The organism is Mycobacterium sp. P2_H7 (assembly GCF_056403275.1).
In genome coordinates, this window is sequence record NZ_JBFUFU010000019.1 from 95464 (window position 1) to 112503 (window position 17040).

Genomic DNA, 17040 nt, shown 5'->3' on the forward strand with positions numbered 1-17040 from the left:
CCAGATGACCACGAAGCCTCCACCCCGGTTACAGGCCACGGGAATCGTCAAGTCCTTCGGAGCCAACCGAGCCCTCAAAGGTGTCGACCTGACGGTCGGCGACGGCGAGGTCGTCGGACTGATCGGCGAGAACGGGGCAGGCAAGAGCACCATCCTCAACATCATCTCCGGGGTGCTGCCCTATGACTCCGGATCGCTGATCCTCGACGGTCGCGAGATCGCCCCGAAGACCTATCAGGAGGCCAACCGGCTGGGCATCTTCCGGGTGTTCCAGGAGGCGAACCTGGTGGACTCACTCGCAGTCTATGAGAATGTGTTCTTCGGCTGGGAGCACCTGTTCCGTTCCCGCACCGGCGGATTGGATCGACGCGCGCTGCGCCGGGCAGCGGGTGAGGCACTCGACAAGGCCGGGGTGGACGGCGTCGATGTCTCCGCTCCGACCGGCAAGCTGGCCCCTGGACAGCGGCAGAACCTGGACATCGCCCGGGTCACCGCACTGGCGCAGCTGCTGGAGGTGGAGCGACCGGTCGTGCTCTTCGACGAGCCGACGACCGCGCTGGACTCCGAACACGAGGACAACTTCCTGCGCCTGTTGGAGCGGCTGCGTGGGGTCGCGGCCGTCGTGTTCGTCTCGCACCGGCTCCCCGAGATCATCGAATCCACTGACCGGATAACGGTCTTCAAAGACGGTGAGTCGGTGGCGCACCGGCCGACCGAAGGCGTCGACGAGAGCGAACTGCACCGCTTGATGGTGGGCCGGGTGCGGACCGAGAACTACTACCGTGAGCACACCCAGCGGGCGATCACCGCAGACGTCGCGCCCCGGTTGGTGGTCGAGGGCGTCGGCGGCGCCGGCGTGCTCCACGAGGCCTCGCTGGAGGTTGCGCCCGGCGAGATCATCGGGTTGGCCGGCACCGAAGGTTCCGGCAAACGTGTGCTCGGCGAGATCATCGCCGGGGTGGTTCGGCCGAGCACGGGTCGCATCCTGGTCAACGACAAACCCGTCAGCGGCACCATCGGCGACCATGTGCGCGCCGGGATCGCCTATGTGCCACCGGATCGGGCCGACAAGGGCCTCGTCGTCACGCAGTCGATCGCAGACAACATCCAATTGGCCTCCCTGCACGACCGGTTCGCCACACCTCGCGTGGGGCTGTGGGCGGTGGGCCGGGCGCGGAAGGTGGCCCAGCAGTATGTCGATGAACTGGGCATCGTGGCCGAAAGCATCGATGCACCGGTGTCATCACTCTCGGGCGGCAACGCGCAGAAGGTTCTCATCGCCAAATGGCTGCTGCGCCAACCAGATATCCTGGTGCTCGACGAACCCACCCAGGGTGTGGACACCGGTGCCCGGGAGGGCATCTACGACCTGCTGCGCAAGGTTGCCGCGGCGGGCACCACCATCATCCTGGTCAGCGATGACCTGCCCGAGCTGATCGGGTTGTCCAACCGCGTCGCGGTGATCACCGAAGGCCGACTGGTCGCGATCGTCGACGCGCGGCCGGACGCCAAACCGGATGAGCACGATCTCGTAGCCCTGATGATCCCCGGCGCCCTCGCCGTTCCTACCACCATCGGATGACAACATGACCACTGAACTGACCGCTCCCGTCCCTTCGACCGAAGTGGCCGAACCTGTTGCCCCGCAACGGGGTGCCAATTCCTCGTCATCGGTGTTCGCCCGGCTGAACCTGACCCGGGATGTGCTGCCGCTGGCGGCGCTGCTGGCCCTGATCGTGTTCTTCTCGGTGCGCGCCGAGGCGTTCCTGACTGCCGCGAACCTCACCCTTATCAGCGGTCAGGCCGGCATCCTGTTGCTGGCGTCGCTCGGAGCCACGCTGGTGATCATCGCCGGTAGCGTCGACCTGTCGGTAGGGTCCATCGCCTTGCTCACCGGCGCCATCGTGGCGTCGCTGATCAACGAGGGCTTCGACAATCCGCTACTGGTGCTGCTCATCGCGGTCGCGGTCGGGGCGGTCATCGGTCTGATCAACGGCGTGGTGTTCGCCTACGGGCGGGTACCGTCCTTCATCGCCACTCTGGGCACCCTGTCCCTGTTCGCCGGTATCGGTCTGACCTTCCTGCAAGGCAGCACCATCAACTTCACCAGCCAGAGCATCCGTGACCTGGCCATCGGGCAGTTCATCCCGAACTTCCAGAACGCGGCGCTGATCGCGCTGCTGGCGCTCGCGGTGGTGTGGTTCTTCGCGCGGCGCACCCGCTTCGGGCTGTACGTGTATGCCGTGGGTGGCAACGAGAAGGTCGTCGAGCTCGCCGGTGTCAACACCCGCCGGGTCAAGGTGCTCATCCTGGTGGTCTCCGGGATCACCGCCGGGCTGGCCGGTCTGCTGCTGACGGCCCAATTGGGCGCGGCGGGGCCGACATTGGGTTCCCAGATCCTGCTCGACTCGGTGGCCGCCATCGTCATCGGTGGGACCGCGCTGTCGGGAGGTGTCGGCGGCGTGGGCCGGACGGTGCTCGGTGTGCTGATCCTGACCGTGCTGTCCAACGGGCTCAACCAGATCGGTGCCGCCGACTACACCCAGACCATCATCAAGGGTCTGGTGATCATCGTGGCCGCGGTGTTCACCATGGCGTCGCAGCGCAAGCTGATCGTCAAATAACAGCGTCATCCCGCGGGTGCGCGGCCGCAACGACGCCTAGGGTGTGTCCGACGGCGCCGTGAGGGGGACGTGGTGGCATTCACCGGCAAAGGGATCAGGCCCGGGCTCAAGGTGGCGATCATCGGTGGATTCCTGCTGGTGGCGATGCTGGCGGCGAGCCTGGGCATGTACATTCCGGCGCGCACCAGCCAGAACTCGGCGGTCGTCGAGGGTGAGGATGCCAACCCGGACCGTGTCGATGTGTCCGCCTGGATCACCCGCGTCGACACGGCCGCCGGGACCGTCTCGGTGAGCATCTCCGACCTTCTGCCGCGTGGCGCGTTGGCCGATGACTCAGGCTTCCTGCGCGAGGATGCTCGGCTGTACGTCCCGACATCGCTGACCAATCTGTCCGTGCCGCTGAAGCACGGGGAGGTGGCACCCGATATCGAACAGCGTTTCGCACTCACGGGTGTCGCCACCGACTACCCCTTCGACCGCTACACGACGAATCTCGACATCCACGTCCTGGATGCCGACGGAACCGAACTACCCACTGCGGTAACTCTGTTCAGCACCGATTCGTTCTTCTCGGTGCGCACGGCCGCGGACACCGCCGGGCCCGGCGGTGTGAGTATCGACCTCACCCTGAAACGCAGCACCCCGACCGTCGTCTATGCGCTGTTCATCATGGTGTTGATGCTGGGGCTGGCGATCGCCGCGGCCACCGCCGCGTATTACGTCCTGCGCGGTCGTCGCGGACTGCTGTTCCCGGCCTGTTCGATGATGGCGGCCATGTTGTTCGCGCTGGTCCCGTTACGCAACGCGGTACCCGGTGACCCGCCGATCGGTTCGGTCATCGACTTCGGCTCGTTTTTCGTCGCGGAGATCGTCATCTCCGTCTCGCTGATCGCCGGTGTGGTCATCGGCCACCACATCGAGCGGGGCAAGGAGCGTGCCGGTGGACGCTCGTAGACTTGGGTGATGCCCCGCACCTATGCCACCGCAGACGATGTCAGCCTGGAGAAACTGCTGGATTTCGTCCGCCCACGCCATCGGATGGTGCTCACCACCTTCCGTGCGGACGGCTCGTTGCAGACCTCACCGGTCACCGGCGGAGTGGACGACCAGGGCCGCATTGTGATCGCCAGTTATCCTCAGCGTGCCAAATCGGTGAACATCGGGCGGACGCCGCGCGCCAGCGTCACGGTGCTCTCCGACGAGTTCAACGGACCGTATGTGCAGGTCGACGGGGATGCGGAACGAATCGACCTGCCCGACGCGGTGGAGCCGCTGGTCGACTACTTCCGCGCCGTCGCGGGTGAGCACTCGGACTGGGACGAATACCGCCAGGCGATGGTCGATCAGCGGAAGTGCTTGCTGCGCATCACCCCTCGGCGCTGGGGGCCGGTGGCCACCGGTGGGTTCCCGCCGCCCCGGGGGTAGGAGCGCAGCGACTCGGGGGACCGCAGCGAACCGCTAAGCGGTGAAGGCTGCTTCGAAGAAGCCGAGTTCCAGTTGCATGGCCCGCCGGTAGGTGGCGTGCACGGCGGGTGTGTCGACGCCCTGGTCGTCGAGCAGTTGTTCCAGCTGTGCCGCCAGCGCCTCGAATCCGGGATCGGCGTAGGTCTGCACCCACTGCGCGTAGGGGCCGGCGGCACCGGCGTCCAGGGACTGTCCCAGCCACGCGTAGAGCCGCATGCACGGTGTCATCGCCGCATAGACCGACGCGGCATCCCGGGTGGCCGCGGTGGCCAACAGGAAATCGGTATAGGCCAGGGTGGCTGGCCACGGCGTCACACCGGACATGTCGATGCCCCAGGAGTCCGCGTAGGACGCGTGCAGACCGAGTTCCTCGCGCACTCCGGCCAGCAGATCGGCCAGGGTGAGCAGGGTGGCGGTGTCGGCGCTGTGGACGAGTGCCAAAGCGTAAGCGCGCGCGAAGGATTCGAGGAAGAACGCATCCTGGGCGACATAACCGGCGAACAGTTCCCGGGTCAGCGACCCGTCGCCGATACCGCGGACGAAGGGGTGGGCCAGGATCTGGGACGTGACGTCGGTGTTCTCCGACCACAGCCGCGCGGACAGACTCATGCGCCGGCCATCTCCCAGAAGTCGACCTCATGGGAGAGCACCTCGTCGACGAGTGCTGCCCTGCCCTCGGGGCCGGCCAGGGCACCGAGTTCGTCGACGTAGGACGCGAATTCCGGTGTGCTCCAATGATCGACGAAGTCCCGGAACCGCGAGGTGTCCGACCGTGCATGGGTCCACGCGAGCAGATACACCCGTTCCAGCACCCACAACGCGGTCAGGGCGGCGTCGAACGGCTCGGCGTCGAGCACCCGCAACAGCTCCCGGTAAGCCAGGGTGGCAGGCAGCGGCTGCTGGGCCAGGTCGATGCCGCGGGTGCGGGCCTGCTCCTCGAACCAGTCCAGCTCGGCCACCAGCGCGACGCAGCCGGCCGCGAGCACCGACTGGGCCGGGCGCGGTGCCCGGGCCAGCAGGCGGCCCTGGAACGTCAGCAGGTCGGCGACGAAGATGGCGTCCTGGCACAACCAGCGATCGAAGGCTTCATCGGTGATGGTGGCGTCGCGCACCGCATCCAGGAACGGATGCCGGGTCGCGGCGCCCCAGAGCTCATCTGACACGCCATGAACAATAGCGGTGGGCGCTCAACGCTTGTGCTTGCCGTTGGGGCTGAAGTTGAAATTTCCTATCGAGGCAGACATTCCGGTACCGAACGGCCCGAGGTGGTCGGACAACTGGGCCGAGCCGGTGGCGATACCCTCGGCGCTGCTGTGGGTCAGCGCCGCCAACCCGATGTAGGGGCCGTCGGGCAGCCGGCTCAACGCCAAGGTGTAGTCGGCGTTGATGAACGCCAGACCCTCGGTGCTGAAGTTGGTCATCGAACTGGTGACATCGACGGCCAGGGCGGCCCGGATGAACGGTGTGAGTTCCTCGCCGTCGACCAGGTCCCGGATCTCGCGCACCCAGGCGTACCTCGGACCCGCCTGCTGCCAGGGAAATTCATACCGATCGTCGTCGGCGGTCGCCCCGTAGGCCCGAATGAACATCGGTAACGTGTCGTCGAACTGTTCGGGCTCCTGGGGGATGGGCGGAAGACTGACCGCCGTGGTGAAGAACTCGCCGACGGGTTGCTCACCGCGACGGAGGTAGAGCGCCGACGCACGGGCGACCAGCTCGCCGCCCTGGGTCATGGCGGCGTCGACGGACTGCATGCGGCTGCCGGCACGGACGACCGAGGCGCTGACCCGCAGCGGCTCGGAGGCCACCCGGCGCAGAATCTCCACGGTAAGCCGGGCGGGGAGCAGACCGGCATCGGTGACCTGGCCTTCGATGGCGCGGGCCAGCAGGCCGCCGACCACCTGCCCGCCCAGGGTCGGCCCCCACCCGCCGTGCGCGATGGGGTTGGGCACCAGCTCGTCGCCACGCTGGACCAGAAAGGGTGTCGTCGCGGTGCGCTCCATGCCGAGGATATTACAAAAATAGTTACCGTTGTAACAACAGTAAGCTAGTGTCGCCGGGCATGCCGGTTCTACAGCGAGACGAGACGCTGTCCGCGCACGCCGACATCCGGTGTTCGGCCGAGGACCTTTACGCGCTGATCTCCGATGTCACCCGCATTCCGCAATGGAGTCCCGAGACGGTGCGCGTCGAGTGGGACGGCCCGCAGCGGTTCCGGGCCTGGAACCGGCGCAGGCTGGCCCGATGGCACACCGTGTCGAACGTGGTCGCAGCGCGGCCCGGACGTGAATTCTCCTTCGTCGTACAGGCGATGGGTGGGGACTGGACGCAATGGACGTACCGGGTCGATCCCGGCTCGGCGCCGGACCATGTGCGACTGACGGAGACCTTCCGGATGTGTGTCCGGCTGCCCGTGGGCATCCTGGTCTACGAATGGTTGTTCCTGAACGTGACCGACCGCCGGGCTGACCTGCAGGCCAATCTCGAACTGTCGGTGGACCGCATCCGCGCGCTCGCCGAATCGACATCGGGCACCGAGGGGGTCCAGTGACCCACCAGCACATCGCCGTCGTGACCGGCGCCGGTTCGGGGATCGGGCGGGCATTGACCCTTGAGCTGACGCGCAGCGGCGCACACGTCGCCGCCGCGGACATCAGCAAGGACGGCTTGGCCGAGACCGAAGCCGTCTGTCCCGCAGGCAGTGTCACCTCCTTCATCGTCGACGTCGCGGACCGGGATGCGGTCGGCGACTTCGGTGAGGCGGTGCGCCGTGGCATCGGGTCCGCGTCGATGTTGTTCAACAACGCCGGGGTCGACCTCGTGGCCCGGGTGCAGGACATGTCCTGGAAGGACTTCGACTGGCTGATGGGAATCAATGTCGGCGGGGTGGTCAACGGAACGAAGGTCTTCCTGCCGCAGCTCATCGAATCGGGTACCGCAGCGCGGCCGTCGCGGCTGGTCAATCTGTCCAGCGCATTCGGGTTGATCGCCGTCCCGCATCAAAGTGCATACAGCACCTCGAAATTCGCGGTGCGCGGCTTCACCGAGGCACTGCGCCAGGAGATGATCATCGAGCGGCATCCGGTCACCGTGCACAGCGTGCACCCCGGTGTCATCAAGACGAACTTCGGCGCGAACATGCGCGTCGCGGAAGCGGACACCGCGGCCGAGCAGACGCGGCAGATGTTCGAGCGCGCCGCGCTGACGTCGCCGCAGAAGGCGGCACAGGTCATTCTGCGGGGCGCCGAACGCAACCGGGCCCGCATTCTCGTCGGTCCCGACGGTCGCCTTGCCGCGGCGCTGCCCCGGCTACTCGGGGCGGGCTACGTCGGACTGCTGGCGAGGGCGTCACGCCTGGGTGAGGCGCGGCGAAAGCACTAGGCGGGCAGGCGCCGGTCGAGGTCGACCAACCGCTGCGTGCCCTCGTAGAAATCCCGCTGCTCGACGATCTTGCCCCAGCGGGTGCGGGCCCAGAGCACCGTCCGGTTGGCGTAGATCGTCTCGCCGGCCAGCGTGGCGTGGTCGTCGAACCGGATGGTGATGGTCAGCGCCCACGGCGGGCCGCCGATCCAGATGTTCTTGATCTCGCCGATAATTGCGGCTTCGACGAAGTCCTGGAGGAACCGGCCGATCTCGTCGCGACCGCGGTACTCGCCGCTCCAGCGATGCCCGCCTTCGTGGAAGTGCAGCACCGCGTTCCCGTGGTAACCGGCCAGCAGCGTGCCGGCGTCACCCTGTGCGAGGCGGGCGACGCCGTGGCGGAGGCGAGCGGTCAAGGCGGCGATCAGCAGTTGACGGGTGATGACCGCGATGGCGATTCCGGCCGCCGTTCCGACGACGAATGTGGGCATGTGACGCCTCCGAGGGTGAGTGTCCCCATGTGATTAATAGAATGATCTATCTAGTAGGGAGACGTGTCAACCCTGCGCGCGACAGGGGAAGGTCAGGGTTGCTTGCGCCGGCGCTTGGGCAGCGCGGCCATCATTGCGGCGGTTGATGTTTCACCGGCAACGCGCAGCGGCTCGGTACTGCGCAAGGCCCGGGACAGGATGAAGGCACCCTCCAGGGACATCAGTATCGAGAGGGCGAGGTCGCGAGCGGCGCCGTCGGCGATGCCGTAGGACTCGAAGCGGTCGGCCAAGGCGTCTATCCACGTGGTGAACACCTCGGCGCACGCCGTGCGCATGGTGTCGCTCGAGCTGGAGACCTCCAGCGCCACGGTGGCGATCGGACAGGCATCGGCATAGCCGGAGGCGGCGAGGTCCTCTGCGGCTCCGTCGAAAGCGGCGCGGGTCGCCGCGATCGGGTCGGCATCCGCGGTGAAGTAGGTGGACATCACGAAATCGCCGTAAATGCCGCCCGCCCAGCGGATCACCTCGGCGCCGAGTTCCTCTTTGCCGCCGGGGAAGAAGTGATAGAGCGATGCGAACGGGGCGCCCGCGTCGGAGACGATCTGCTTGACGCCGGTGCCGGTGAAGCCCTGCCTGCGGAACAGTTGCGCGCCGGCTTCGATGATCCGGCCCCTGGTCTCATTCGGCATGTCGCCATCGTAGTGGCTCGATAGAGCGATCTCTCTAGATTCTCGACACGCTGAAGTGGTCAGGGTGACATGTGGGCGGCACTAGCATTGCGCCCATGAGGCTGGACGGTCAGCAGCTGGCGGCATACGCGGCCGTCATCGAGCTCGGCAGTTTCGATGCCGCGGCGGCCCGCCTCCATGTCACCCCGTCGGCGGTGAGTCAGCGGATCAAGGCGCTCGAGCAGCGGGTCGGTCAGGTGTTGGTGGTCCGGGAAAAGCCCTGCCGTGCAACACCAGCGGGCACTCCTCTGCTCCGCCTGGCCGCGCAGACCGCACTGCTGGAATCCGAGGCGCTCGCCGAGGCGGGCGGTGGTCCGGACGAGCGGATCAGGGTGGCCGTCGCGGTGAACGCGGACTCGATGGCGACGTGGTTCACCGGCGTGTTCGCCCGCCTGCCCGGCATCCTGTTCGATATCAGGATCGAGGATCAGGACCATTCGGCACGGCTGCTGCGCGGGGGCGAGGTGATGGGCGCCGTCACCACCGAGCGTGCCGCGGTGGCCGGATGCCGGGTTCGGGCGCTGGGCGTCATGCGCTACATCCCGGTGGCCACACCCGACTACATCGAAGCCCATCTGTCCGGCGGATTTACCGCGAAATCGGCCGCCGAGTCGCCGTCGTTGGCCTGGAATCGCGACGACGCATTGCAGGACGACCTGCTCCGCAAGGTGTTCCGCCGGGAGGTGCGCCGGCCGGTGCACTACGTGCCGACGGCCGAGGGGTTTCGGGCGGCGGTGCAGGCAGGGCTGGGATGGGGGATGTACCCCGAACAATTGATCGGCCCGGACTTCGTCCGGATCGCCGACGTCCACCTGGACGTGCCGCTGTTCTGGCAGTGCTGGAAACTGGACAGCCCCGTCGTCGACACCGTGACTGCGGCGGTACAGAACGCGGCCGAGGGTCTGAACGGGTGACGCGCCGTGCCTATGACGTCTGTTATAAGTAGTGTTTAAGCTACTGTTATGGCGGTCGTCATAGGAGGTCGCATGGCCGAAACGGATGCTCGCACGCGCATGGTCGCAGGCGCGGCCGACATGATCGGCCGTCGCGGGGTGAACGCCGCCAGCGTCCGGGAACTGGCCAAACACACCGGCGCCCCGCTCGGCTCCACCTATCACTACTTTCCCGGCGGGAAGGCGCAGCTGGCCGCCGAGGCGGTCCGCTGGGCCGACGACCTGACCGCCCAGACGTTGGCTCGGGCCACCGGGCCGGTGGAAGGGCTGGACGCCTTCATCACAATGTGGCGGAACACATTGACGGACACTGAGTTCCGGGCCGGCTGCCCGGTGCTCGCGGTCGCCGTCGAAGACCCGGCCGACGGTGACCCGGCGCCGCGTGATGCGGCGGTGTTCGCCTTCGGGAATTGGACCTCGATCCTGGCGGGTGCGCTGCGTGCGCACGGCGTCGCCCACCGGCAGGCCACCGGCACCGCGACCCTGATCGTGGCGTCGGTGGAGGGGGCGGTGGCGATGTGCCGGGCCGAACGCGCCACCCAGCCACTGGACACGGTGGGCCGGGAGCTGCGCAGCATCCTGGAATCGATGCTGGCGCAGCGGGACTGAGCCGCGCAAGGTCAGGGCAGCGGGACCCGCCACACGACCTTGGTGGTGCCGCCGCCCTCACCGAACGCCAGCGTGCCGCCGCACTCCTGCGCACGCAGCCGCAGATTCGCCAGCCCGCTCTCGGTGATGGGGCCATCGAAACCGATTCCGTTATCAGCGATTTCGATGGTCAGTTCGTCGTCGACGCGCACCGATATGCCGACCTCGGTGGCGTGTCCGTGCCGCACGGCGTTGCTCACCGCTTCGCGGACCACGGCCTCGGCGTGGTCCGCGGTCGCCGCCTCGATCACCGACAGCGGACCGGTGTAGCTCGCGGAGGTGCGGACGCCGGCGGAGCCGAACTGGGTCAGCGCGGAATCGAGTCGCTGACGCAGTCGGGTGCTTCCCGCCGAGCCGCTGTGCAGATCGAAGATCGCGGTGCGGATCTCGGAGATGACCTCCTGCAGGTCGTCCACACATTTCTCCACACGCTGTTGCGCGTCGGCCGGGCGGATGCGCGGGATGGTGCCCTGCAGCGCCAACCCCGCGGCGAACAGCCGCTGGATGACGTGATCATGGAGGTCGCGCGCGATCCGGTCACGATCGGTGAGCACATCGAGCTCGCGCATCCGGCGCTGGGTGGTGGCCAGCTGCCAAGCCAGCGCGGCCTGATCGGTGAACGCGGCGGCCATCGACAGGTCGTCGTCGCTGAACGGGCCAAATTCGGGGTCGCGCCGGGTGATCAACACGCCCGCAACGGTTTCGGTGGTGCGTAGCGGAAGCACCATCGCCGGGCCGGTCGCGCCGGCGAGCTCGAGATGGTCGGTACGTACCGGAATCCGCTGCGCATACGCCTCGCTGATAACTCCCACGCCGACCGGGAACGGCGCAATGTTCGCGAAGTCGACCGGTTGGGCACCGGCGGCCTCGACGACGACGAGCTCATCGACGGACCCGTCGTCCTCCTCCTCGCCGGGGACCGCGACGACGGCCAGTGCGGACCCGGTCAGCTTTCGGGCCTGCTCGGCGATCACCCGGAACACCGCCGCGGGGTCGGTACCGGACAGCAGTTCGGTGGCGATGTCGCGGGTCGCCTCGATCCAGGCCTGCCTGCGCTGAGACAGCTGGTACAGCCGGGCGTTGTCGATCGCGATGCCGGCGGCGGCGGCCAGCGCCTGCGCCAGCACCTCGTCGTCCTCGCTGAACGGCTGCCCGGAGTTCTTCTCGGTCAGATACAGGTTGCCGAACACTTCGTCGCGGATCCGGATGGGCACCCCGAGGAAGGTCGTCATCGGCGGGTGGTGCGCCGGAAAGCCCACGGACGCAGGATGATCGCGGATGTTGTCCAACCGGATGGGCTGCGGATCGTCGATCAGCACCCCCAGTACACCGAGGCCCTGCGGCAGCTTCCCGATCTGGTGGCGGGTGGTCTCGTCGATGCCCTGGTAGATGAACTCCACGAGTTCCGACCCCTGCCCGCGTACACCCAGGGCGCCGTAGCGGGCATCGATCAATTCGATCGCGGTGTGCACGATCGTGGCCAGGGTCGCATCGAGTTCCAGACCGGACGTGACGGCCAGCATCGCGTCGACCAGGCCGTCGAGACGGTCCCGGCCCTCGACGAGTTGTTCGACACGGTCCTGTACCTCGCTGAGCAGTTCGCGCAGGCGCAGCTGCGAGAGTGTCTCGCGCAGCGGGCGGTTGCGTCCCTCGTCCGGTCCGGCCACCACACGATCCTATTGTTCGCGGGTGGTCCGGCGATCGAGCTTCGAGACGAACACCGCGGCCTGGGTGCGGCGCTGCATCCCGAGCTTGGCCAACAGTCGCGACACATAGTTCTTCACGGTCTTCTCGGCCAGGAACATGCGGGCCGCGATCTGCTTGTTGGTCAGCCCCTCACCGAGCAGGTCGAGCAGCACCCGCTCCTGGTCGGTGAGTCCGGACAACGGGTCGGACCGTTCGGCGGAACCGCGCAGCTTGGCCATCAGCGCCGCGGCCGCCCGGTTGTCCAGGAGCGAACGGCCCGCCCCGACCTCCTTGATGGCCTGGGCGAGCTCCATTCCTTTGATGTCCTTCACCACATAGCCACTGGCGCCGGCCAGGATCGCGTCGAGCATCGCCTCGTCGGAGGTGAACGAGGTGAGCATCAGACACCGAAGGTCAGGTAGCTGCGACAACAACTCCCGGCACAATTCGATGCCGTTGCCGTCGGGCAGCCGGACGTCCAGGACGGCGACGTCGGGGCGTAGCGCGGGGATGCGCGCCAACGCTTCGGACACCGACCCGGCTTCGCCGATCACATCGAGGTCGGGGTCGGAGCCGAGCAGGTCCATCAGCCCGCGGCGCACCACCTCGTGGTCGTCGACGAGGAACACCGACACCATGGCGACACCTTTCGCGAGCTGACCTGTCACCATTGTCCCCCCGGTCAGATCTCCACCCGCAGCACACCGTGCAGCGGGCGGCGCGGTGTGGGTGGCGGCACCTCGTCCAGCGGTGGCGCGATCCCGATCCGCACCAGCACCTGCGGCGAGCTCCGGTGGACCAGCGCGCCGACGATGTCGCGGCTGACGGGCATCTCGGTCACGTGGGTCAGCGTGCAGGACGACATGCCGGCCATCGTGGCGTCCAGCAGCACCGCGGACAGCGCTTCACCGGCCGCGAGGATTCCCTCGGGGCTGTCCTCGGCCGCGGAGATGACCAGCAGGCGCGCCTGATCGTCGCCGATGTCGAGCCGGCGTTCCCGGTTGCGGGTGATGGGGAAGGTGCGGCCGACGTCGACGCGGTCGGCTTCCTGCGCCGAGACCAGTGCGGTGTGGGGTATTCCGTCGTTCACCTCGAACGGCGAAGTCCACCAGGTGATCTCGTGGTGGTACTCGGAATCGTAGAGACGCATGGCGTCGGTCAGGTGGGAAGCGTCGGCCAGGGTCTCCCGATCGGCGGGGTCGATCACGTCGAGGGTGCACCCCGACGGTGTCGCGCCGACCCACGCCAGCCGATCGAAGGAGTCCCGGTCCGGCGGCGCGGCGAACGGCAAGCGGTCGGTGCGCCGCTGCAGGATCGCGTCCGCGCGCCTGCGCTGCTCGTCGCTCACGTCGGCCGGCGTGCTCAGGCTGATGTCCGCGATGTGGTGGGGATCTCGAGTGCTGGGAAAGCGCACGACGTGGGTCCCATAGCCCCCCGCCGCCATCGCGACCCGGAAATGATCCAGCGCGGCACCGCAGCTGAGCAGGCCCTGGCGCGCACCCGCGTCGGAGGCGACCAGGTGGTCGGGGTCCAGGAACAGCGACACGGTGCCGGACCTGATCACCCAGCGCCACGGCTGGCTGTTGTGATACGACGGAGCGCGGCACGCGAGGTGCACGGCGTCCTCGATGAGAGTGACCTGTTGCAGTGTCGTCGGCATAGTTGGATCGTGCTCCGTTGCCGCCGTGTGCAGCAGGGCCAGAAGTCCCTAGTCCGATTGCGAGGCCTCCAAATAGGCCACGATCGCGTTGGACAGGCCGCGGCGGGCCTCGTCGAGATCGATATAGCTGCCGAGTTGGCGTTCGGAGGTGATGCCGCGCATGGCGCCGGGAATGAACAACGCCACCTCCCGGACCCTGGCGGGGTCGACATCCAGGTCGGCGAAAGCCTTCTGGCAGGCCGTGATCCACGTCCGCTGCCAGGATGCGAGCTCCGCCGCCGTCTGGGGGAACAGCCGCTCGAGCTCGGTCCGGTCCCGGGGCAACGCTGCGCGCAGGTTCTCGATGGCGCGGGAATCCGTCGCGGTCAAACCGTCGTACATGATCTCGAGGATGGCCGACACACGCCCGGCCAGCGGGCCGTGCGGCGCGGCGCGGGAGGGCAGTTCACCCCGCCGTTCCGCGGTGAAGCGCAGCACCGCGGCCCACAGTCCGTCGATGTCGCCGAACTGGTATTTGACCGTGCCCCAGGTGGCTCCGGCGTCCTTGGCGATCCGGTTGCCCGACACCGACCCCGGTTCACCGGAGGCCAAGGCCTGCAGCGCAGCATCCAGCATGCTCTCGCGCGAAGCCTGGCCTCGCCGGTTGGTGCGGCGTTCGGCAGCCTCGGTCATCACGGGGATGCTACGCGAGTATTGACTTTGATAGAACCCTCTGTGATTGTTGGCCCATGGCAAAACCGCCGTTGTCGATGGTCCCGACGGGCTGGTTCCAGGTGGCGTGGTCCGCCGAGATCGGTGTCGCCGATGTGCACCGGATGACGTACTTCGGGCGCGAGATGATCGCGTGGCGGGCGCAATCCGGGCGTCTGACCGTCATGGACGCCTACTGCGAACATCTCGGCGCGCACCTCGGGCATGGCGGCCACGTCGAGGGCGAGGTCATCGAATGCCCGTTCCATGGATGGCAGTGGAACCACGAGGGGCGCAACGTCTGCATCCCGTACCAGGACCGGCCCAACCGGGGGCGCCGGATGACGACCTATCCGGTGGCCGAGCGCAACGAATCCGTCTATATCTGGCATGACATCGAGGGCAGGGCACCGTATTTCGAGGTCCCCGACATCTTCGCGGACTTCGGCGACCGCACCGCCGAGGACTACTACCCGCAACAACGCCTGCACGCCGAGTCGCTGGAGATCCACCCGCAGTACGTGCTGGAGAACGGCGTCGACTTCGCCCACTTCAAGTTCGTGCACAAGACGCCGATCGTCCCCGTCTTCACCCGCCACGACTTCGCCGAGCCGTGGTCCTACGTCGACTTCACCATCACCTTCGAAGGTGACGACGGCCAGCGCATCGAAGACGTCGACAGCGGGGTCGAGGCGATCAACGGCGGACTGGGGATCGCGGTGACAAAGAGCTGGGGGATGATCGACAACCGCACCATCTCCGCGGTCACCCCGGTCGACGACCGCACCTCCGATGTACGGTTCATGGTCTACATCGGGCGCACCCCCGGACGCGATGATCAACGCACCGAGGACAAGGCGCGGATGTTCGGCGACGAGGTGATCCGCCAGTTCGCCCAGGACATCGATATCTGGAAACACCAACGCTATTCGGATCCGCCGGCCCTGGCGACCGCCGAGTATGAGGGCTTCACGGCGATCCGCAAGTGGGCGGTCCAGTTCTATCCCGACGGTCGCGGCGGCTCCGCTGCGGACCTGGCCAGAATCAGAGAGGTTGACACCCTATGACCCAGCAGATCCGCGTCTTCCAGGTCGCCACCGGCAACGTCGGCTCCGAGATGATCAAGCGCATCGCCGCGCATCCCGACCTCGAACTCATCGGATTACATTGCTACTCAACGGACAAGATCGGCCGGGACGCGGGTGAGATCGTCGGCCTGGAGCCCAACGGGGTGATCGCGACCGGCACGGTCGAGGAGATCATCGCCGCCAAACCGGATGTGCTCACCTTCCACGGCGTCTTCCCTGATGAGGACCTCTACGTGAAAGTCCTTGAGGCCGGGATCAATATCGTCACCACCGCGGACTGGATCACCGGTTGGCATCGGGACTCGAACCATCCGCACCCGTCGGGTCGCCCGGTGAGCGAGGTGCTGGCTGCGGCTGCCGCCAAGGGCGGAGTGACGTTCTACGGCACCGGGATGAACCCGGGTCTGAATCAGATTCTGGGCGTGCTGTGTTCGGCCGACGTCGCCGAGATCGACAACGTCACCACCATCGAGTCGGTGGACGTGTCCTGTCACCATTCGGCCGACACCTGGAAAGAGGTCGGCTACGGGCTGCCCGTCGACGACCCGAGACTGCCCGACATGCTGGAGAAGTACACCCGGGTGTTCGCCGACAGTGTGCTGCTAATGGCGGACTGCTTCGACGTGCAACTCGACGAGGTGAAGTTCAGCTATGAACTCGGCGCCTGCACCAAGGATGTCGACCTGGGCTGGTACCAGCTGCCCAAGGGCTCGCTCGGCGGCAACTACATCAAGTACCAGGGCATGGTCGGTGGCGTACCGAAGATCGAAACCCATCTCGAATGGCAGATGACCCCGCACACCGACCCGAGCTGGGATATCAAGGGCTGCTACATCACTCAGGTCATGGGTGACCCGTGCGTCTACAACAAGCACATGATCTTCCCGAAGCCCGGCGTCGACCTGTCCGACCCGACGAGCTTCGCTTCCATCGGCATGACCGTCACGGGTCTGCCGGCGCTGAACGCCATCAAGTCGGTGGTGGCCGCCCGTCCGGGTCTGCTCACCAGCGCCGACCTGCCGCTGCGTGGGTTCGCCGGTCGCTTCAGGTGAGCGTCAGCGCCGGTCCGATCCAGCGTCGCAGGTAGGCCCGCAGGCGCGCGCCCGAGCGCGGCGGGTCGGTCGGCGCGACGATCATCGACTGGATGTTGCGTAGCAGGAACTCGATGAGTTCGTCGAGTGTGGTGTCCTCGTAACCTATTGCTGCCCAATCAATATGGGTGTGCCGGAGCATGGTTCGGCAGCGGGTGATGACATCTGGCGTGAGCATGCCGCGGCTGAAGCTGTTGGTGCGGTCATTGGCCAGGAGCAATTCCAGTAGCGGCTCGTGGGGGAGCCGCTCGATGATGTGCGCAACCACCTCGACGAGCTGTTCGGTGACATCCAGGTTCGCGGTCATGGCCCCGATGTCGGTGACGAAACCCTCGAGGCTCACCTCGGCCACCGCCGTGAACAGGTCCTCGGTGCCGGTGAAGTAGCGGTAGATGGTCCTGCGGGTGATGCCGAGTGAGTCGGCCACGTCGGCCAGCGCGGTCGCACCGGCGCCGCGCTCGTCGATCATCGTCCGCGTGGCATCGATGATCCGTTTGCGCGCCTCGGCGTCGTCGGCCGGTGGTGCACCGCCCCATCCTTTGCGTCCCACGACGTTG

General features: G+C 67.0%; 20 protein-coding genes. 10 read left to right on the top strand and 10 right to left on the bottom strand.

The window, feature by feature from the left end; translation table 11 throughout:
* Positions 1-4: 4 nt before the first annotated feature.
* The 4 genes from AC1DY7_RS25790 to AC1DY7_RS25805 all read left to right on the top strand — a co-directional run bounded on the left by AC1DY7_RS25790 (position 5) and on the right by AC1DY7_RS25805 (position 4049).
* Positions 5-1582, top strand: a complete 1578-nt coding sequence (locus AC1DY7_RS25790) for a sugar ABC transporter ATP-binding protein (protein WP_477496584.1) — start codon at positions 5-7, stop codon at positions 1580-1582.
* 4 nt (positions 1583-1586) lie between these two features.
* Positions 1587-2624, top strand: coding sequence for an ABC transporter permease (locus AC1DY7_RS25795; RefSeq protein ID WP_477496585.1), 1038 nt, complete (start codon positions 1587-1589; stop codon positions 2622-2624).
* A gap of 72 nt (positions 2625-2696) precedes the next feature.
* Complete coding sequence (locus AC1DY7_RS25800) at positions 2697-3578, top strand: DUF4436 family protein (RefSeq protein WP_477496586.1); 882 nt, start codon at positions 2697-2699, stop codon at positions 3576-3578.
* A gap of 9 nt (positions 3579-3587) precedes the next feature.
* Entirely contained in the window at positions 3588-4049 is a 462-nt protein-coding gene (locus tag AC1DY7_RS25805; protein WP_477496587.1) for a PPOX class F420-dependent oxidoreductase, read from the top strand.
* 33 nt (positions 4050-4082) lie between these two features.
* On the opposite strand, the gene AC1DY7_RS25810 is transcribed toward AC1DY7_RS25805, so the two are convergent.
* The 3 genes from AC1DY7_RS25810 to AC1DY7_RS25820 are packed head-to-tail and all read right to left on the bottom strand — an operon-like array spanning position 4083 to position 6091.
* Complete coding sequence (locus AC1DY7_RS25810) at positions 4083-4697, bottom strand: TenA family protein (protein WP_477496588.1); 615 nt, start codon at positions 4695-4697, stop codon at positions 4083-4085.
* Positions 4694-5251, bottom strand: coding sequence for a thiaminase II/PqqC family protein (locus tag AC1DY7_RS25815; protein WP_477496589.1), 558 nt, complete (start codon positions 5249-5251; stop codon positions 4694-4696). Before AC1DY7_RS25815 ends, AC1DY7_RS25810 begins: the two co-directional genes overlap by 4 nt.
* A 24-nt stretch (positions 5252-5275) precedes the next feature.
* Positions 5276-6091 (bottom strand): thioesterase family protein, encoded by an 816-nt coding sequence (locus AC1DY7_RS25820; RefSeq protein ID WP_477496590.1) that lies wholly within the window; start codon positions 6089-6091, stop codon positions 5276-5278.
* A 59-nt stretch (positions 6092-6150) separates the two neighbouring features.
* Here AC1DY7_RS25820 and AC1DY7_RS25825 point away from each other — a divergent pair, with 59 nt between their 5' ends.
* A complete protein-coding gene (locus AC1DY7_RS25825; protein ID WP_477496591.1) occupies positions 6151-6639 on the top strand; it encodes an SRPBCC family protein in 489 nt (162 codons plus the stop codon).
* Positions 6636-7469 carry an SDR family NAD(P)-dependent oxidoreductase gene (locus tag AC1DY7_RS25830; protein WP_477496592.1) on the top strand — a complete coding sequence of 278 codons (834 nt, stop codon included), beginning with the start codon at positions 6636-6638 and terminating at the stop codon, positions 7467-7469. The genes AC1DY7_RS25825 and AC1DY7_RS25830 overlap by 4 nt, the downstream gene beginning before the upstream one ends.
* Here AC1DY7_RS25830 and AC1DY7_RS25835 read toward each other — a convergent pair.
* The gene (locus AC1DY7_RS25835) at positions 7466-7939 is read right to left on the bottom strand and encodes a nuclear transport factor 2 family protein (RefSeq protein ID WP_477496593.1); all 474 of its coding nucleotides are present in this window, start codon (positions 7937-7939) and stop codon (positions 7466-7468) included. The genes AC1DY7_RS25830 and AC1DY7_RS25835 overlap by 4 nt on opposite strands.
* A 92-nt stretch (positions 7940-8031) precedes the next feature.
* Positions 8032-8628, bottom strand: a complete 597-nt coding sequence (locus AC1DY7_RS25840) for a TetR/AcrR family transcriptional regulator (protein WP_477496594.1) — start codon at positions 8626-8628, stop codon at positions 8032-8034.
* A gap of 95 nt (positions 8629-8723) precedes the next feature.
* Between AC1DY7_RS25840 and AC1DY7_RS25845 the strand changes: the two genes are divergently transcribed.
* Positions 8724-9581: a LysR family transcriptional regulator ArgP gene (locus tag AC1DY7_RS25845; protein WP_477496595.1), complete on the top strand. Its 858-nt coding sequence runs from the start codon at positions 8724-8726 to the stop codon at positions 9579-9581.
* A 72-nt stretch (positions 9582-9653) separates the two neighbouring features.
* Positions 9654-10229, top strand: coding sequence for a TetR/AcrR family transcriptional regulator (locus AC1DY7_RS25850; protein ID WP_477496596.1), 576 nt, complete (start codon positions 9654-9656; stop codon positions 10227-10229).
* Positions 10230-10240: 11 nt separating this feature from the next.
* Here AC1DY7_RS25850 and AC1DY7_RS25855 read toward each other — a convergent pair whose 3' ends face one another.
* From AC1DY7_RS25855 to AC1DY7_RS25870, 4 genes are read right to left on the bottom strand one after another with little or no spacing between them, the layout of a single operon-like run.
* Positions 10241-11938: a GAF domain-containing sensor histidine kinase gene (locus AC1DY7_RS25855; protein ID WP_477496597.1), complete on the bottom strand. Its 1698-nt coding sequence runs from the start codon at positions 11936-11938 to the stop codon at positions 10241-10243.
* Positions 11939-11944: 6 nt separating this feature from the next.
* Positions 11945-12592 carry a hypoxia response regulator transcription factor DosR/DevR gene (gene dosR / locus AC1DY7_RS25860; RefSeq protein ID WP_477496598.1) on the bottom strand — a complete coding sequence of 216 codons (648 nt, stop codon included), beginning with the start codon at positions 12590-12592 and terminating at the stop codon, positions 11945-11947.
* Positions 12593-12636: 44 nt separating this feature from the next.
* A complete protein-coding gene (locus AC1DY7_RS25865; RefSeq protein WP_477496599.1) occupies positions 12637-13614 on the bottom strand; it encodes an Acg family FMN-binding oxidoreductase in 978 nt (325 codons plus the stop codon).
* A gap of 48 nt (positions 13615-13662) precedes the next feature.
* Complete coding sequence (locus tag AC1DY7_RS25870) at positions 13663-14286, bottom strand: TetR/AcrR family transcriptional regulator (RefSeq protein WP_477496600.1); 624 nt, start codon at positions 14284-14286, stop codon at positions 13663-13665.
* Between the two features lie 56 nt (positions 14287-14342).
* Between AC1DY7_RS25870 and AC1DY7_RS25875 the strand changes: the two genes are divergently transcribed.
* Positions 14343-15371: a Rieske 2Fe-2S domain-containing protein gene (locus AC1DY7_RS25875; RefSeq protein WP_477496601.1), complete on the top strand. Its 1029-nt coding sequence runs from the start codon at positions 14343-14345 to the stop codon at positions 15369-15371.
* Complete coding sequence (locus AC1DY7_RS25880; protein WP_477496602.1) at positions 15368-16444, top strand: NAD(P)H-dependent amine dehydrogenase family protein; 1077 nt, start codon at positions 15368-15370, stop codon at positions 16442-16444. Before AC1DY7_RS25875 ends, AC1DY7_RS25880 begins: the two co-directional genes overlap by 4 nt.
* Here the strand turns inward: AC1DY7_RS25880 and AC1DY7_RS25885 are convergent.
* Positions 16437-17033 carry a TetR/AcrR family transcriptional regulator gene (locus AC1DY7_RS25885; protein ID WP_477496603.1) on the bottom strand — a complete coding sequence of 199 codons (597 nt, stop codon included), beginning with the start codon at positions 17031-17033 and terminating at the stop codon, positions 16437-16439. The genes AC1DY7_RS25880 and AC1DY7_RS25885 overlap by 8 nt on opposite strands.
* Between the last annotated feature and the right edge of the window lie 7 nt (positions 17034-17040).

Excerpts from the sequence above, each read along its gene's own strand:
- AC1DY7_RS25790 (WP_477496584.1), top strand. The coding sequence starts at position 5 with ATGACCACGAAGCCTCCACCCCGGTTACAGGCCACGGGAATCGTCAAG.
- AC1DY7_RS25795 (WP_477496585.1), top strand. The coding sequence starts at position 1,587 with ATGACCACTGAACTGACCGCTCCCGTCCCTTCGACCGAAGTGGCCGAA.
- AC1DY7_RS25805 (WP_477496587.1), top strand. The coding sequence starts at position 3,588 with ATGCCCCGCACCTATGCCACCGCAGACGATGTCAGCCTGGAGAAACTG.
- AC1DY7_RS25810 (WP_477496588.1), bottom strand. The coding sequence starts at position 4,697 with ATGAGTCTGTCCGCGCGGCTGTGGTCGGAGAACACCGACGTCACGTCC.
- AC1DY7_RS25820 (WP_477496590.1), bottom strand. The coding sequence starts at position 6,091 with ATGGAGCGCACCGCGACGACACCCTTTCTGGTCCAGCGTGGCGACGAG.
- AC1DY7_RS25825 (WP_477496591.1), top strand. The coding sequence starts at position 6,151 with ATGCCGGTTCTACAGCGAGACGAGACGCTGTCCGCGCACGCCGACATC.
- AC1DY7_RS25835 (WP_477496593.1), bottom strand. The coding sequence starts at position 7,939 with ATGCCCACATTCGTCGTCGGAACGGCGGCCGGAATCGCCATCGCGGTC.
- AC1DY7_RS25840 (WP_477496594.1), bottom strand. The coding sequence starts at position 8,628 with ATGCCGAATGAGACCAGGGGCCGGATCATCGAAGCCGGCGCGCAACTG.
- AC1DY7_RS25845 (WP_477496595.1), top strand. The coding sequence starts at position 8,724 with ATGAGGCTGGACGGTCAGCAGCTGGCGGCATACGCGGCCGTCATCGAG.
- AC1DY7_RS25850 (WP_477496596.1), top strand. The coding sequence starts at position 9,654 with ATGGCCGAAACGGATGCTCGCACGCGCATGGTCGCAGGCGCGGCCGAC.
- dosR (WP_477496598.1), bottom strand. The coding sequence starts at position 12,592 with ATGGTGTCGGTGTTCCTCGTCGACGACCACGAGGTGGTGCGCCGCGGG.
- AC1DY7_RS25865 (WP_477496599.1), bottom strand. The coding sequence starts at position 13,614 with ATGCCGACGACACTGCAACAGGTCACTCTCATCGAGGACGCCGTGCAC.
- AC1DY7_RS25870 (WP_477496600.1), bottom strand. The coding sequence starts at position 14,286 with ATGACCGAGGCTGCCGAACGCCGCACCAACCGGCGAGGCCAGGCTTCG.
- AC1DY7_RS25875 (WP_477496601.1), top strand. The coding sequence starts at position 14,343 with ATGGCAAAACCGCCGTTGTCGATGGTCCCGACGGGCTGGTTCCAGGTG.
- AC1DY7_RS25880 (WP_477496602.1), top strand. The coding sequence starts at position 15,368 with ATGACCCAGCAGATCCGCGTCTTCCAGGTCGCCACCGGCAACGTCGGC.